The organism is Pedococcus sp. P2_F6, assembly GCF_056403675.1.
Genome location: NZ_JBFUEZ010000001.1, coordinates 521,042 through 537,045, shown reverse-complemented (window position 1 = coordinate 537,045; position 16,004 = coordinate 521,042). Strand labels below are relative to the sequence as shown.

The window sequence follows — 16,004 nt, the reverse complement described above, 5'->3', positions numbered from 1 at the left end:
GCGTCCCCTCTCAGGACCTACAGGTCTTGTAGTACGAATCGTATGCCGGCAGCGACGCGGCTCCACCCGTTGCCGGCATCCTGGCCTTGTAGCACTTCTTGAGTCGGATGGCGGTGTTCACAGTGCTTTTCACGTCGTCCTTGACCAGCAGGTATATAGCGCCGCAGGTGATCTTGGCGGTGGCCGTGGGAACGAAGCCGCACAGTAACCCGGGGATCTGGCTCGAGTTGGTGTCCATGAAGTTCTTGAGCTGCCACGTCTCTGACCAGGACATCTCGACGTAGTAGATCGGCGTGTAGTACCACCAGCCCGCTGTAACCCACGGATCCATGACTATCGGGAACGCCGCCCCCTTGGTGTCCACGACCTGGCGCAACGAGCGGCCCTCGACGACGAAGCGCGTCTTCAGGAAATGACCCTTTGCGTCGACCGCCCACGGACGCTCAACGTGGCCCTCGGTGACCCCGTCTTCGTTCTTGATCTCGAGCGTGCCGTCAATGGCCGGAGCCATCGTCCAAGCCTCCGGGATGACGTTCTCGAACACGCCGTCGGTGCGCCCCTGCGGCAACTCTGCGACCAGCCTCAGCCCGACGCCGTCGGCCTGAGCCCACGTCCGCAGGCCTCTAGCAGGCGCTATTGCCTGGCCGCCCTTGTTCAGCCCGGCGCTTGGCACACCCTCGCCGAGCTGGCCGGTCCGCGCCACGACCATGTCGGCCGCGAGGTCTGGCGCCTCCGCTCCGCTGGCGGGCGCGCTCACGCCGGAGACGAGCCCGACTGACACGATGACGAGACTGATGATGCGCTGCATGCCGCTCCCCTTTTGACGCCCGTCGCTCCGGACGCGTTCGAGGAACATAGATCCTTATGCCGGTCCATGACCATGACTGAGCATGACTGACTAGATCTATATCTCACCGTTATCTATGTGGTGCTTGTACACCGGGGGTGCGGGACCTGGTCGCATGGCGAGACTCCCGCCTGGGCGGCTGACCGGCGTCGATAGTCTGGAGCCGTGCCCGAGCTGACCGCGCAGACGCTGCTCGTGACCATCTCCGGTGAGGACCGGCCGGGCGTCACCAGCACGTTCTTCGACGCCATCGCCGACGTCGGCGCGGAGGTCCTCGACCTCGAGCAGGTGGTGGTCCGTGGGCACCTGACGCTGGCGATGCTGCTGTCGGCGGGGGACGCCGAAGCGCGACTGCGCTCGGTCCTGACGTCGGTGGGCCGCGACCTCGACCTCAAGGTCAAGATCAAGGTCGGCACCGGCGACAGCATGCACCGGCGCAGCGGGCGGGCCGCTGTGGTCGTCCTCGGGGCGCCGCTGCGGGCCAGCGGCGTCGCCGCGATCACGGCACGCATCGCCTCGCACGGTGCCAACATCGACCGCATTCGTCGGCTGTCGCGCTATCCGGTCACCACGGTCGAGTTCGACGTCTCCGGTGCTGACGTCGATCGACTGCGGCGTGAGCTCGCCCTCGAGTCCAGCGTCCACGGCCTCGACATCGCGGTGGCCGCCGGCGGGTTGGCGCGCCGCGGTCGACGTCTGGTGGTGATGGACGTGGACTCGACACTGATCCAGGACGAGGTCATCGAGCTGCTGGCCAGCCACGCAGGCCGCGAGGCCGAGGTGGCGGCAGTGACTGCCGCCGCCATGCGCGGAGAGCTCGACTTCGCCGACAGCCTGCGGGAACGAGTCGCCGCCCTGGAGGGCCTACCCGTGAGCGTGCTGGACGAGGTCCGTGCCGCCGTCCAGTTCACGCCCGGTGCGCGCACCCTCGTCCGGACCCTGAAGCGACTCGGGTTCACGGTGGCCATCGTGTCCGGCGGCTTCATCGAGATCGTCGAGGACCTCGCTCGCGAGCTCGGCATCGACCACGCCCACGCCAACCGGCTCGAGGTGCGCGACGGCATACTCACCGGCCACCTGGTCGGGGACATCGTGGACCGGGCGGGCAAGGCCGCAGCGCTTCGCCGCTTTGCCGCCGAGGCGGGCCTGCCGCTCTCGCGCACCGTGGCGATCGGTGACGGGGCCAACGACCTCGACATGCTGCAGGCGGCCGGCCTCGGCGTCGCCTTCAACGCCAAGCCCGTGGTCCGCGAGCAGGCCGACACCGCCGTCAACGTGCCCTACCTCGACGCGGTGCTCTACCTGCTCGGGATCACGCGTGAGGAGATCGAGGAGGCGGACGAGGCGGACGGCACGCCGACCCCCGCTCCGCCGATCCCCACCCCCTGACTCCTAGGCTGACGCAATGGCAAGTACGCAGGGCCGCACGGTCCGCAAGGTTCCCACCCTGTTCATCATCGGCGGAGCGGAGGACCGGGTCGGAAAGGCAACGGTCCTGCGCCGGTTCGTCCGACTTGCTGGGGGCAGGCGGGCGCGGATCGTGCTGATCCCCACCGCGTCGTCGTTCGAGGACGAGGTCGTCGCCTCCTACCGCGAGGTGTTCACGCGTCTGGGTGCCCCGGACATCGAGGTCGTGAACCCACCCAACCGCGCATCCGCCCAGGACCAGGAACTGGTCGCCCTGCTCGACCAGGCGACCGGTATCTTCATGAGCGGCGGCAGCCAGCTCAAGCTCAGCCAGCGGTTCCCGGGCACGCCGCTGGGGGAGGCCCTGGCCCGCGCCCACGATCGCGGTGCCGTCATCGGCGGGACGTCGGCCGGGGCCTCGATCATGAGCCAGTTCATGATCTCGATGGGCGAGGAGGGCGTGACGCCCCGACAGCGCTACGGGCAGCTGACGGCGGGGCTCGGGCTCATCGACGGTGTCATCATCGACCAGCACTTCGCCCAGCGCTCCCGGTACGGGCGGCTGATGTCCATGGTCGCCGCCTCGCCCAACCTGATCGGCGTGGGCATCGACGAGGACACGGCGATCGAGGTGCGCGACCGGCGCGTCTTCACCGTGCACGGCAGCGGCGTGGCCTTCGTCCTCGACTGCCGCGCCGCCGAGTCCGATGCCCCGGACGCCCGCAGAGGTGCCCCCTTGATGGTCTCGGGCGCTGTGGTGCATTCACTCCCCGCAGGCGCTACGTTCGACCTCTCCGAGGTTCGCCTCGTCGACTTCGTCGAGAAGCACCCCGATGTCGCGGTGGCCCTCGCGACGGCCAAGGCCTGACCCACCGCCTCGCACTGCCCGACCCGCAAGGAGATCCCATGGCAGATCGCCCCACCCCCACCGGCCCCCCGGCACCCGAGCTCTCGATCGTCGAGTCCCGGGTCTACCGCGGCGGGAACATCTGGTCGTACAGCCCGGCGATCCACCTGGTGGTCGACCTGGGGGTGCTCGAGGCCTACCCGACCGACACGCTGACCGGGTTCACCGACCGACTCCTCGAGCTGCTGCCCAACCTGGAGAACCACACCTGCTCCCGGGGCGTGAAGGGCGGCTTCATCGAGCGGTTGCGCGAAGGCACCTGGCTCGGACACGTCGCCGAGCACGTCTCGCTCCAGCTCCAGCAGGAGGCGGGGCACGACCTGCGGCGCGGCAAGACACGCGCGGTCAAGGGTCAGGCCGGGGTCTACAACGTCATCTACGACTACGCCGACGAGGCTGTCGGCCTGGCCGCAGGTGTGCTCGCAGTGCGGCTGGTCAACCACCTCGTGCAGGCCGAGGAAGGGTTCGACTTCGCCGAGGAGCTCGACCTCTTCCTGAGGCGGGCGCAGCGGACGGCCTTCGGCCCGTCCACGGGTGCGATCCTCGAAGAAGCGATCTCGCGCGACATCCCCTACATCCGGCTCAACGCGGCCTCGTTCGTGCAGCTCGGCCAGGGCGTCCACGCCCAGCGGATCCGCGCGACCATGACCTCCAAGACCGGTGCCCTGGCCGTCGACATCGCCGGCGACAAGGACATGACCACCCGGCTGCTGGGCTCTGCCGGGCTCCCGGTGCCCAAGCAGGAGACCGTGCGCACGGCCGACGGCGCAGTGGCCGCCGCCAAGCGGATCGGCTACCCCGTGGTCGTCAAGCCGCTGGACGGCAACCACGGTCGGGGTGTGTGCCTTGACCTGACCACGGAGGAGCAGGTCCGCGCGAGCTTCGTCATCGCCGAGGGCGAGTCGCGGCGTGGTTACGTCATCGTCGAGTCGCTGGTCACGGGTCGCGACTACCGCTGCCTCATCGTCGGCGGCAAGATGCAGGCCATCGCGGAACGCGTGCCCGCCCACGTCATCGGCGACGCCAGCCACACAGTGGCCGAGCTCGTGGAGATCACCAACGCCGATCCGCGCCGTGGAGTGGGCCACGAGAAGGTGCTGACCCGGATCAAGGTCGACGACGCGGCCACAGCACTCGTGCGGGACCAGGGCTTCGAGCTCGACGACGTGCCGCCCAAGGACCAGATGGTCAAGCTGGCCCTCACGGGCAACATGTCGACCGGTGGCATCTCCGTGGACCGGACCTTCGACGCGCACCCGGACAACGTCGAGATCGCCGAGGAGGCGGCCCGCATGATCGGGCTCGACGTCGCGGGCATCGACTTCATCTGTCCCGACATCGCCTCCCCCGTCCGCGAGACGGGGGGCGCGATCTGCGAGGTCAACGCGGCCCCGGGTTTCCGGATGCACACCCACCCGACCGTCGGCGAGCCGCAGTTCATCGCCAAACCGGTCGTGGACCTGCTGTTCCCACCCGGCTCCCCCTCACGGGTGCCGATCGTGGCGGTCACCGGGACCAACGGCAAGACCACAACGTCGCGGATGATCGCCCACATCTTCAAGGGCATCGGACGCAAGGTCGGCATGACCTCGACCGACGGCATCGTCATCGACGAGCGCCTCGTCTACAAGGCGGACGCCTCCGGTCCTCGCTCGGCACGGATGGTCCTGCAGAACCCACGCGTCGACTTCGCGGTGATGGAGGTGGCCCGCGGCGGCATCCTGCGCGAAGGGCTCGGCTACGACCGCAACGACGTCGCGGTGGTGACCAACGTCGCCCCTGACCACCTGGGAATGAAGGGCATCGACACCCTGGCCCAGCTCGCCGACGTCAAGGCCGTCGTCGTGGAAGCGGTGCCCCGCAACGGTTTTGCGGTGCTCAACGCCGACGACGAGCTCGTCCGCAAGATGCGTCGCAAGTGCTCGGGCGGCATCGTGTGGTTCTCGCTGCAGCCGCCCGGCAGCAAGGTCCGCGAGTTCATCGAGGACTACTGCCGCCGTGGCGGTCGCGCCGTCGTCCTCGACCACACCGACCGCGGCGACATGATCGTGATCAAGCACGGACGCCGCTCGATGCAGCTCGCGTGGACCCACCTGCTGCCGTCGACCTTCGGCGGCACGGCGAAGTTCAACGTCGCCAACGCCATGGCTGCGGCTGGCGCGGCGTTTGCCGCGGGCGCCGGGCTGCACGAGATCCGCCAGGGGCTGCGGACCTTCACCACGAGCTACTACCTCTCCCCCGGGCGGATGAACCTCGTCAACGTGCACAACGTGGACGTGTTCGTCGACTACTGCCACAACGCGCCAGGCATGCGGGTGCTCGGCGAGTTCGTGGAGAGCTATGCCGACCAGAAGGCCGGCCAGTCGGATCTCGGCAAGGTGTCGCGCATCGGCATGGTGTCGACAGCCGGTGACCGTCGCGACGACGACATGCGTGAGCTGGGCGCTCTCGCGGCTCGCCACTTCGACGTCGTGGTCGTCCGTGAGGACGAGCGCAAGCGCGGGCGGCCCGCCGGTCAGACGGCAGACCTCATCGCCGAGGGCGCAAAGGGTGAGATCGGCAAGGAGGGCGTGCGCTGCCGTCAGGTGGAGATCGTGCTCAACGAGGTGGACGCGGTGCGACACTGCATGGCGCGAGCCAACCCCGGGGACGTCGTGGTGCTCTGCGTCGACCAGCACGCGGAGGTGCTCGGTGAGCTGGAGTCGATGACCAAGCACGCCCAGGCCGGCGCCCACAACAAGCAGGGCATCGGCGACCCGGACCTCGACCCCGTCGAGATGCAGTCCGAGGCCCAGCAGTCGGGTGACGAGGCGGCCGCCGCCGAGGCTTCCGAGGTCGAGCCAGCCACCACCTGACCGAGGTCAGCGCTCGCGCAGCTCCGCGGCATACCCTGACAGGGCACGCTGGTAGGCGAGGGCGTCGTCGTCGCCAGCATGGTGCAGCAGCACGTCGATGAGGTCGGCGACGGAGGACTCGGCGTGTCCGCTGTCGACCCCCGCGAGGGCGCGGAAGGCCTCGACGGCCACGCTGCCCGGCCGCTCGGCGCTGAGCTCGGTGAGCAGCGAGTAGGCCAGCTCGGGCTGCCCGGCCACCCGCAGGCTCGATGCCAGCTGGATGCGCGCCCGGTGGCGCTGGGGTTCGCGCAGGCCCGAGGCGAGGGACTCGCGGTAGAGCGGGATGGCGTCCTGCTCCTTGCCCGCCGCGTCGAGCGCGCTGGCGTGCTCGAACACCAGCCGCGGGTCGGACGGGCGCTGGCTCCGCAGGAGGGCGATGGCGTCGATGCGTCGCTGGTCGTCGACCAGCTCCCACACGCCGGCGATCTCCGCCTCGAACTCGTGCTCACCCCGAGCCGCGACCACCTTGGCGCGGATGTCGTCGGCCGTGTCCGGGGTGGCGCCCTGCTCGGCGAGCCAGGACGCGACCTGGGCGCGTTCGGCGTGGCACATCAGCGCCACGACGTCGCCGTCCGCGGCACCCGGCACCAGGGCCTGGAGTCCGGCGAGCTCGGTGTCGTACGACTCGATGTCGGACACTCCGGCCCTCGCCAGGCCGTTTCGCAGGTGCGACTCCAGCTCCTCCATGGTGCGCCCGCGCAGGTAGTGCTCCTTGTGCGCCGCGACGATCCGGTCGGCCCGGAGCCCGGCCACCTCACCGATCGACTCGAGCAGGTCGTCAGTGCGGTCCCCGGCCAGGCCCAACCCGAGGTGCACCTGACCTCCGGGGACCTTCAGGCCATGGGCGACGTCCATGAGGGCTTCGAGACCGGCTTCGTTGTGCGCCAGGTCGACGATGACCGTGATGGCGGACTGGTCGCCGCGCCGCAGCGTGTAGGTGTTCATCCGGCCGGGGTTGAGCTTGTCGTCCGGCGCGAAGGTGCGCAGTCCCTCGACCACCGCGTCGCGCGGAAGCCCGAGCCCGAGGGCTGCAGCCGCTCCCGCAAGGGCGTTGGCGATGTTGTGCTCGGAGAGTCCGGACAGCGTTGCCGGGACGTCGAGGATGCTGACCAGCCGGTCGGGGTCCTGGCCGTTCTCCAGCACCGTGATCGACCCGTCGAGGACTGTGATCGCGCGGCCACCGCTGTCGAGCGACTCGCGGATCGCGGGGGCGTCGGAACGCAGCGTGAAGACCCACGGCCTGGCCTTGATGCCGTTGCGCATCGCCCACACGCGGGGGTCCTCGCCGTTGAGCACGACCCAGCCGCGAGGCTTGGTGGCCTTGGTGACGATCGCCTTGACCTCCGCCAGCTGGTCGACGGTGTCGATGCCCTGGAGACCGAGGTGGTCCGCGGAGACGTTCGTGACGACGCTGACGTCGTTGGCGCTCACCCCCATTCCCTTGAGCAGCATGCCGCCCCGCGCCGTCTCGAGGATGCCGAGCTCGACGCCGGCGGCGTTGAGGACGGCCCGTGCGCCGGCGGGACCGGAGTAGTCGCCTGACTCGACCACCTCGCCCTGCACGACGATCCCATCGGTGGACGACCAGGCCGTGCGCAGCCCGGCGGTCATCCCGATGTGGCCGAGTAGTCGGGTGGTCGTGGTCTTGCCGTTCGTGCCGGTGATCGACGCCACCGGGATCCGCGGCTTGAGGAGCGCGGGACGCGCACCCGGCTCGGTCTGCCCGATGACCAGGCCTTCGTGCTCGATGACGTCGCTGCCCTCGAGCCAGGCCTGCAGGACCGGACCCACTCCGAGCCCGAGCGCGCGCGCCCGCGTGCGACGGCGCCATACGAAGGCCATCACGACACTGGCCGGAGAGCTGCCGGGACGGACCCGCACACCCAACCGGGTCGTCCCGCTCGCGGTCGCGAGCAGGCGCACGGCACGCTCGACCAGACGCATCACGAAGCGCTGGCGCTGCTCGGTGCCCGGAGCGCCGGGACGGGCGCTGCGCAGCTCGATGCGGGCCGCCAGGGCGGCGAGGACACTCTCGTCGGCGGAGAGGTAGCCCGGCAGCTCGAGGCTGACCTTGATCGCGGGCTTGGCGAAGTACAGGTTGGGACCCTCGAGTACCCGCACCTCCGTCACGGCGACGGCGGGCGCCGAAACAGGCTCGGAAGCCGACCACGGGGCGTGCTCCGGAACAGGCTCGGAGGCGGGCTCAGCGGCGGGCTCAGACGTCATGCATCCGAGCCTAGTAGCGGCTGGTGGGAGGGCCAGCGGGGGCGGTCACTGCCCCATCGCGTGGACGCCGCCGTCGACGTGGACGATCTCGCCCGTCGTCGCCGGGAACCAGTCCGACAGGAGCGCAGCACAGGCCTGGGCCGCCGGAACCGCGTTGTTCACGTCCCACCCGAGCGGCGCCCGCGTGTTCCAGGTGTCCTCGAAGGTCTGGAATCCCGGGATCGACTTGGCTGCCGTGGTGCGGATCGGGCCGGCCGCGACGAGGTTGCAGCGGATCCCCTTGGGCCCGAGGTCGCGGGCGAGGTAGCGGTTGGTCGACTCGAAAGCCGCCTTGGCGACGCCCATCCAGTCGTAGACCGGCCAGGCGAACTTGGCGTCGAACGTGAGCCCCACGACGCTGCCGCCGTTGCTCATCAGTGGGAGCGCAGCCACCGCAAGGGACTTGAGCGAGTAGGCCGAGGCGTGCATCGCCGTCGAGACGTCCTCAAAGGTGCCCTCCATGAAGTTGAAGGCGCCCTGGGGGGCGAAGCCGATCGAGTGAAGGACCCCGTCGAGGCGGTCGACGTGTTCGCCCAGCCGTCCGGCCAGGCTGTCGAGGTCCTCCGGGTTGGTCACGTCGAGCTCGATGACCGGCGGCGTGGTCGGCAGCCGCTTGGCGATCGTCTGGGTGATCTTGAAGGTGCGACCGAAGGACGTGAGCACCACCTCCGCACCCTGCTCCTGCGCGATCTTCGCGACGTGGAACGCGATCGAGGAGTCCATCAGGACTCCGGTGATCAGGAGCTTCTTGCCCTCGAGCAGCATGTCTGGTGCCTTTCGCTGGGAGTTCGTCGTGGGGTCAGTGTGTGGTGAGAGTGGGACTGGGCTCAGTGGCCCATGCCCAGGCCCCCGTCGACCGGGATCACCGCTCCGGTGATGTATGCCGCGTCGTCACCCGCGAGGAAGCGCACCGCTGCGGCGACCTCCTCCGGCTGTGCGAACCGACCGGCGGGGATCGTGGCCTGGTAGGCCTTCTTGCGGTCCTCCGGGAGCTCGGCCGTCATGTCGGTCTCGATGAAACCGGGGGCGACGACGTTGGCGGTGATGCCGCGGCCACCGAGCTCGCGGGAGATGGACCGGGCCAGTCCCACGAGCCCGGACTTGCTCGCCGAGTAGTTGGTCTGGCCGGGTGAGCCGTAGAGCCCGACGACGCTGGAGATGAAGATGATCCGCCCCTTGCGCTGCTTGATCATCCCCTTCACCGCGCGGCGCGCACACCGGAAGGCTCCGGCGAGGTTGGTGTCGATGACCACGTCGAAGTCCTCGTCGGACATGCGCATCAGCAAGGTGTCACGCGTGACCCCGGCGTTGGCCACCAGGACCTCGATGGGGCCGCCCCAGATCGCTTCCGCCTCGGTGAAGGCCTGGTCGACCGATGCGGAGTCGGTCACCTCGCAGCGCACTCCTTGCAGACCCTCGGGCGGTTCCCCCGAGCGGTGCGTGATCACGACGTTGTCGCCTGCCTCGGCCAGAGCCTTGGCGATGGACAGGCCGATCCCGCGGTTGCCTCCGGTGACCAGCACGTTGCGGCCTGCCATGGATGTCCTCCGTGTGTCTCGGGCGGTGCGTCCGGCGGGCGCGCACCCGCGCTGCGCCTCCGGTCGCGACCTTATCGACTACCCATGGGTACACCGCATCCTGCGGCGCCTATCGTGGACATGTGCCGCGCGCCCACCGCCACCGCCACGACGAGGCCGTCGTGCAGTCGGTGACGTCCGTGCCGGAGTCGCTGGCCGAGGAGCAGGCGGGCCGGATCCGCCGCTACCTGATCACCATGGGCATCCGCACGGCATGCTTCATCGGCGCCGCGGTGACCGCGACGCAGGGCGCTCCGTGGTGGCTCTGGGGCAGCATGGCGGTGGCCGCGATCGTGCTGCCCTACGTCGCGGTGGTCCTCGCCAACGCCGTGCGGCCGCGCCCGCAGGGGTCGTCGGCACCGGTGACGCCGCGCGGCGACGGCCCCGAGCAGATCGGTCGTTGATGGACTCGATGGTCTGTAGTGCCAAGGGATGCCGCAACACCGCGACGTGGGCGCACCTGTGGAACAACCCCACACTCCACACAGTCGATCGCCGCAAGGTCTGGCTGGCCTGCGACGACCACCGGACCTCACTCGGTGAGTTCCTCTCCATCCGCGGGTTCCTCATCGAGACCGTCCCCGCCGACGCGATCCCCGAGACCGCGGGCTGAGCCCGCCGTCCCGCTGGTCGAGACGACGCGGCAGGTTCTGGAGGCCCTAGCCGCCGATGGCGGACATGGGGCGGTCCGGCTGGACGAAGTCGGCCGTGCCGATGCCGTGCCCGGGGGCCTTGCGCCACATCTCGCCCTGGATCAGGGCCGCGAGCTCGTCGTCGCTCGCGCCGCCCCGCATCGGACCGAGCAGGTCCGTCTCCTTCTGGGAGAACAGGCAGTTGCGCACCTGGCCGTCGGCGGTCAACCGGGTGCGGTCGCAGGCTGCGCAGAAGGGCGCGCTGACACTGGCGATGATGCCGACCGTGACGGGGCCCCCGTCGACGAGGAAGCGCTCGGCAGGGGCACTGCCGCGATCGGCAGCCGGCAGCGCAGTGAGCTCGAACCGCTCCCCCAGCCGCTCCCGGATCTCCTCGGAGCTGATCATGGTCGAGGCGTCCCACCCGTGCTGGGCGTCGAGCGGCATCTGCTCGATGAACCGCAGCTCGTAGCCGCGGTCGAGGCACCACTGGAGCAGGTCGGCGACCGAGTGGTCGTTGATCCCCCGCATCGCGACGGCGTTGACCTTCACCGGTGCCAGGCCCGCGGCGGCCGCGGCCTTGAGGCCGAGCTCGACGTCGTGGAGGCGGTCTCGGCGGGTCAGGTCGGCGAACTCCTTCGGGTCGACGGTGTCCAGGCTGACGTTGACCCGGTCCAGTCCCGCATCGGCCAGGGGCTGGGCCAGGCGGTCGAGGCCGATGCCGTTGGTGGTCATGGCGATCCTGGGCCGAGGCTCGAGGGCTGCCACACGCCGCACGACGTCGACGAGTGAACGGCGAAGCAACGGCTCGCCCCCCGTCAGCCGGATCTGCTGGATCCCCAGACCCACGAACACCCCGATCACGCGCACGAGCTCGTCGTCGGTGAGCATGTCGGGCTTGGCCAGCCACGGCAGGCCCTCGGCCGGCATGCAGTACCGACAGCGCAGGTTGCACCGGTCGGTCACGGAGACGCGCAGGTCGCGAGCCACCCGGCCGAGCTGGTCCGGCAGGCCCACGGTCCCCTCGGGGGCGCGGGTCTCACCGCGCACACTGGGGAAAGGAAGGCCCGTCATGGTCCCTAGCCTAAGCCGGGTACCGTGAAGCAGTGGTCAAGGTGCTCACATCGCGTCGGTGGCTGGGTGCCTTTGGGGTCGCCCTGGCCTTTGCGGTCGCCGCGTACTTCCTCGGACAGTGGCAGTGGCACCGATACGAGGCCAAGGCTGCGCGGGCCGACCGCATCCACGCGCACTACGACGCCGAGCCGCGTCCGGTGACCGAGGTGCTGGGCACCAGGCCCATGCCGCTCGCCGAGGACTGGACCCGGATCACCATGCAGGGCCGGTATGCCGCGGACAAGACGTTGCTGGTCCGCAACCGTCCCTTCGACGGCACGTATGGGTACGAGGTGCTGGTCCCCTTCGTCGAAACCACGGGTGCCACCGTGCTCGTCGACCGCGGCTGGGTGATGAACGCCGAGTCCGCGGAGACGCTGCCGGCCGTGGTGCCCTCGCCGACCGGGACGGTCACGGTGACCGGCTGGCTGCGCCGGTCGGAGCCCTCACTCGGCAAGAGCCTGCCCCCCGGCCAGGTCGCGAGCATCAACCTCGCCGAGGCGAGCCGGCAGGTCGGAGCCCAGCTGCTCGGCGCGTACGTCGTCCTGGAGGTGGAGCGGATGCCCGACGGCACGGCACCGGCACGGCCGACGGCCCTGGAGCCACCGGACACGGACCTCGGACCGCACCAGGCCTATGCGTTCCAGTGGTGGTTCGCGATGGTGGCAGGGTTCGTGCTGGTCTGGTTCGGCGCCCGACGCGAGTACCTCGAGGGTGACGACGCGCCGCAGCGGTCCGCCCCCGTCAAACCGAGGAAGGTCCGGATCTGGGACGAGGAGGACGCCTGACAGGCCCGGTCGTCAGGCGTCAGGCGGGGACATCGCTGGCGCGGGTCTCCTGGTCGGCGAACTGCGTGGTGTAGAGGTCGTTGTAGAGACCACCACGTGCAATGAGCTCGCGGTGGGTTCCGCGTTCGACGATGCGACCCTCGTCGACGACGAGGATCTGGTCCGCGCCCCGGACCGTGGACAGCCGGTGCGCGATCACGATCGCGGTCCGGCCGCGCAGGGCCGTGTCGAGCGCCCGCTGGACGGCCGCCTCGGACTCGCTGTCGAGGTGGGCGGTGGCCTCGTCGAGGACGATCAAACCCGGCCCCTTGAGCAGCAGGCGCGCCAGGGCCAGGCGTTGCTTCTCGCCGCCGGACAACCGGTGGCCACGATCGCCCACGACCGTCTCCAGCCCCTCGGGAAGTGAGCCCACCAGGGACCACACCTGAGCTGCCTTCAGAGCCGCCACGAGCTCGTCGTCGGTGGCGTCCGGCGCGGCGTACGTGAGGTTGGCACGGATGGTGTCGTGGAACAGGTGCGCCTCCTGGGTGACCATTCCCACGGTCTGGGCGACCGACTCCAGGGTGGCTTCCCGCAGGTCGACGCCGTTGATCCGCACCGCTCCCGTGGAGGGGTCGTAGAGCCGGGCGATGAGCGAAGTGATCGTCGACTTGCCTGCTCCACTGGGACCGACCAGGGCGACGAGCTGTCCCGGCTGCGCCTCGAACGTGATGTCCCGGAGGACGACCCCACCACCCTTGCGGTCACCGGCGGCAACGCTCTCAAGCGAGGCGAGCGACACCTCGTCGGCCGAGGGGTAGCGGAAAGCCACGCCGTCGACCTCGACCCGGACCGGGACGGGGGGCAGAGGTCGGGCATCCGCACGCTCGGTCACCAACGGCTGCAGGTCGAGCACCTCGAAGACCCGCTCGAACGACACGAGCGCGGTCATCACGTCGACGCGCACGTTGGACAGCGAGGTGAGCGGTCCGTAGAGCCGGGCCAGCAGGGCCGTGAGGGCCAGCAGCGTGCCCACGGTGAGGGTGCCGCTGACGGCCATCAGTCCACCGAAGCCATAGACCATCGCGGTCGCCAGCGAGGCCACGAGCGTCAGCGCGACGAAGAAGATGCTGCGGTTCATCGAGATCCGCACGCCCATGTCGCGGACGCCAGCAGCCTGCGCGGCATACTCACGGTCCTCACGGCGGGGCTCGCCGAACAGCTTGACCAACAGCGCGCCCGCCACGTTGAAACGCTCGGTCATCCGCGAACCCAGGTCGGCGTTGAGGCCCATCTGCGCATGGGCGAGCCCGGCGAGGCGCTTGCCCATGAGCCGTGCCGGCAGGAGGAAGAACGGCACCAGGGCCAGCGACGCCAGGGTCAGCTGCCAGGAGAGCGTGGCCATCGTCGCGATGATGAGGACCAGGGACACGACGTTGCTCACCACGCTCGAGAGCACCGAGGTGAAGGCCTGCTGGGCACCGATGACGTCGCTGTTGAGGCGGCTCACCAGGGCTCCCGTCTGGGCCCGGGTGAAGAACGCGATGGGTTGTCGCAGCACGTGTGAGAAGACCTCGACCCGCAGGGAGTAGATCAGCCCCTCCCCGATGCGGCTGGAGTACCAGCGCTCCAGGAGGGTCAGCCCGCCGCTGACCAGGGCGAGGGCAGCCACGACGAGCGCGAGCTCGATGACGACCCCGCGGTCCCGCGGCGTGATGCCCTTGTCGATCAGCTCCTTGAGCAGGAGCGGCGTGGCCACCACCAGAGCCGAGTCGATGATCACCAGGACGAGGAAGACACCGATCTCGCGCCGGAACGGTCGCGCGTAGGACCCGACCCGCTTCGCGGTGCCGGGTGCCAGCTTGCGGTCCTTGACGGAGTCGTCGCGGGTCAGCGATCGCATGGCCATCCAGCCCGAGTGGCTCAAGAAACGTCTCCTCTGCTCATGGCGATGGAACGCCGTGCTCGCGACGGCGCATTCCCCATCATGCAGCCCGCCACCGACATTGCGCCGAGCGCGCAACCCGGGGACCCACTGCTGGTCACCCGGCGGGGCCCCGGGACGTCGGGGTGGTCAGCGCGACAACAGCCCGGCCAGGCCGTGCAGCAACCGTCCCTGGGCCTCACGTTCGAGGCGCAGCTGGGTCTCGCGATCGGTCGACGCTGCACTGCGCAGCAACGGTTTGAGCTCACGCAGTGCGGCCTCGGGTGCGGCGAGGAGGGCGGCGACCAGGTCGGCCGTCGTGGCCTCGAGCGCATCCACCGGCACGGCGACGTTGGCCAGTCCGCTGGCGACGGCCTCGGCAGCCCCCACGAACCGGCCCGTGGCGCAGATCTCCAGGGCCCGCGCCACGCCGACGAGCGACACCAGGGGCGTCGTGCCGGCCAGGTCGGGAACCAGCCCCAGCGAGGTCTCCCTCATGGCGAACTGCACGTCGTCTGCGACAACCCGCAGGTCCGCCGCGAGGGCCAGCTGGAACCCGGCACCGATCGCGTGCCCCTGGACTGCAGCCACGACCACCGCAGGCACGGCGGCCCAGGCCGAGAACCCGCGCTGGAAGTCCTCGATGACCTCGGCGGCGGCCCCGGCACTCCCGGCAGCCATGGCGATCATGTCGACCTCTCCCGGGACTCCCCCGGGCGCGAGCATGCCCCGGTCCAGTCCGGCCGAGAACGACGGTCCCTCGCCGCGCAGCACGACCACCCGCACGGACGAGTCGACCCCGGTCGCCACGGCGGCGAGGGCTGCCCAGAGACTGGGCGTCTGGGCGTTGCGCCTCGCCGCGTTGTCGAGGGTCACCGTGAGGACGGCACCCTCCCGAGAGACGGTCAGGTGCGGGTGGGACTTGGCTGCATCGCTCACACAGGCAGGCTATCCACCCGCTCGCGGACGTTGTCCGCGCGTTCCAGGACGAGGTGGGCCACCGCCGTGGTCTGGGCCAGTGCCCCAGCCACCATGGACACCCCGGCCCGACCGCAGTGCTGCGCCATGCGGTCACGCAGGATCCCCTCGGCGACCATGAAGGACACCACCACGGTTCGCTCGACCTCGTCGGGGAGCCGCCGCAGCAGCTGTTCGATGGTCGACCCGCCCTCGAGCGCGGCGACGCTCCACGGACCCCACCCCACGCGTGGGTGCTCCGCGAGGGTGCGTCCCACGGTGGCGACGGCGTCGCTGTCACTGGAGCCCGCGGCATACAGGAGCACCGCCGTCGTCGGATCGGGCGAGATCCCTTGCGCAGCAAGGAGCTCCTCGGCAGCGTCGAGCAGCAGCTCGTGCGGCCCGAGGGGAGCGGCCACCGACACCTGCGAACCGGACGCCTGGGTCAGGTCGCCGACGGCTGTCGGCACGTCGACCTTGGCGTGGAAGGCGGGCGTGAGCAGCACGGGCACCACGACGGCGTGGGACCCGAGACTCACCCCGACGTCCCGGGGGCTGGGTGGGTGGTGGTCGAGGTATGCCGTGTGCACCGGGCGGTGCGGAACCAGCTCTCGGACGTGCGTGGCGAGGGCTTCGACGCCCTGGGCGTGCCGTGGGTCCGGCGACCCGTGCGCGAGCAGGACGATGTCGGGTTCGGTGGTCACCCGCGTGACG

At 70.1% G+C, this 16,004-nt stretch carries 14 protein-coding genes; 6 read left to right on the top strand and 8 right to left on the bottom strand.

Features of this window, described 5'->3' with window-relative positions; translation table 11 throughout:
• Positions 1-10: 10 nt before the first annotated feature.
• The gene (locus AC1DWP_RS02510) at positions 11-808 is read right to left on the bottom strand and encodes a hypothetical protein (protein WP_477612867.1); all 798 of its coding nucleotides are present in this window, start codon (positions 806-808) and stop codon (positions 11-13) included.
• Between the two features lie 204 nt (positions 809-1,012).
• On the opposite strand from AC1DWP_RS02510, the gene serB reads away from it, so the two are divergent.
• The 3 genes from serB to cphA are packed head-to-tail and all read left to right on the top strand — an operon-like array spanning position 1,013 to position 6,016.
• Entirely contained in the window at positions 1,013-2,236 is a 1,224-nt protein-coding gene (gene serB, locus AC1DWP_RS02505) for a phosphoserine phosphatase SerB (protein WP_477612866.1), read from the top strand.
• 16 nt (positions 2,237-2,252) lie between these two features.
• Entirely contained in the window at positions 2,253-3,122 is an 870-nt protein-coding gene (locus tag AC1DWP_RS02500) for a cyanophycinase (RefSeq protein WP_477612865.1), read from the top strand.
• Between the two features lie 38 nt (positions 3,123-3,160).
• Positions 3,161-6,016, top strand: a complete 2,856-nt coding sequence (gene cphA / locus AC1DWP_RS02495; protein WP_477612864.1) for a cyanophycin synthetase — start codon at positions 3,161-3,163, stop codon at positions 6,014-6,016.
• A 6-nt stretch (positions 6,017-6,022) separates the two neighbouring features.
• Here the strand turns inward: cphA and AC1DWP_RS02490 are convergent, their stop codons facing one another.
• The 3 genes from AC1DWP_RS02490 to fabG all read right to left on the bottom strand — a co-directional run bounded on the left by AC1DWP_RS02490 (position 6,023) and on the right by fabG (position 9,858).
• Positions 6,023-8,281 carry a tetratricopeptide repeat protein gene (locus AC1DWP_RS02490; protein WP_477612863.1) on the bottom strand — a complete coding sequence of 753 codons (2,259 nt, stop codon included), beginning with the start codon at positions 8,279-8,281 and terminating at the stop codon, positions 6,023-6,025.
• A 45-nt stretch (positions 8,282-8,326) separates the two neighbouring features.
• A complete protein-coding gene (fabI, locus tag AC1DWP_RS02485) occupies positions 8,327-9,085 on the bottom strand; it encodes an enoyl-ACP reductase FabI (protein WP_477612862.1) in 759 nt (252 codons plus the stop codon).
• A gap of 62 nt (positions 9,086-9,147) precedes the next feature.
• A complete protein-coding gene (fabG, locus tag AC1DWP_RS02480; protein ID WP_477612861.1) occupies positions 9,148-9,858 on the bottom strand; it encodes a 3-oxoacyl-[acyl-carrier-protein] reductase in 711 nt (236 codons plus the stop codon).
• Positions 9,859-9,980: 122 nt separating this feature from the next.
• Here fabG and AC1DWP_RS02475 point away from each other — a divergent pair, with 122 nt between their 5' ends.
• Complete coding sequence (locus tag AC1DWP_RS02475) at positions 9,981-10,301, top strand: DUF3099 domain-containing protein (RefSeq protein WP_477612860.1); 321 nt, start codon at positions 9,981-9,983, stop codon at positions 10,299-10,301.
• Positions 10,301-10,510, top strand: coding sequence for a hypothetical protein (locus AC1DWP_RS02470; protein ID WP_477612859.1), 210 nt, complete (start codon positions 10,301-10,303; stop codon positions 10,508-10,510). The genes AC1DWP_RS02475 and AC1DWP_RS02470 overlap by 1 nt, the downstream gene beginning before the upstream one ends.
• Positions 10,511-10,556: 46 nt before the next feature.
• On the opposite strand, the gene moaA is transcribed toward AC1DWP_RS02470, so the two are convergent.
• Positions 10,557-11,603 carry a GTP 3',8-cyclase MoaA gene (gene moaA / locus AC1DWP_RS02465; protein WP_477612858.1) on the bottom strand — a complete coding sequence of 349 codons (1,047 nt, stop codon included), beginning with the start codon at positions 11,601-11,603 and terminating at the stop codon, positions 10,557-10,559.
• Between the two features lie 32 nt (positions 11,604-11,635).
• Here moaA and AC1DWP_RS02460 point away from each other — a divergent pair, with 32 nt between their 5' ends.
• Positions 11,636-12,430 (top strand): SURF1 family cytochrome oxidase biogenesis protein, encoded by a 795-nt coding sequence (locus AC1DWP_RS02460; RefSeq protein WP_477612857.1) that lies wholly within the window; start codon positions 11,636-11,638, stop codon positions 12,428-12,430.
• A gap of 19 nt (positions 12,431-12,449) precedes the next feature.
• On the opposite strand, the gene AC1DWP_RS02455 is transcribed toward AC1DWP_RS02460, so the two are convergent.
• From AC1DWP_RS02455 to AC1DWP_RS02445, 3 genes are all read right to left on the bottom strand, one after another.
• Positions 12,450-14,318, bottom strand: a complete 1,869-nt coding sequence (locus tag AC1DWP_RS02455; RefSeq protein ID WP_477613420.1) for an ABC transporter ATP-binding protein — start codon at positions 14,316-14,318, stop codon at positions 12,450-12,452.
• Between the two features lie 165 nt (positions 14,319-14,483).
• Complete coding sequence (locus tag AC1DWP_RS02450; protein WP_477612856.1) at positions 14,484-15,272, bottom strand: enoyl-CoA hydratase/isomerase family protein; 789 nt, start codon at positions 15,270-15,272, stop codon at positions 14,484-14,486.
• Complete coding sequence (locus AC1DWP_RS02445; protein ID WP_477612855.1) at positions 15,269-15,994, bottom strand: sirohydrochlorin chelatase; 726 nt, start codon at positions 15,992-15,994, stop codon at positions 15,269-15,271. The genes AC1DWP_RS02450 and AC1DWP_RS02445 overlap by 4 nt, the downstream gene beginning before the upstream one ends.
• Positions 15,995-16,004 lie beyond the last annotated feature (10 nt).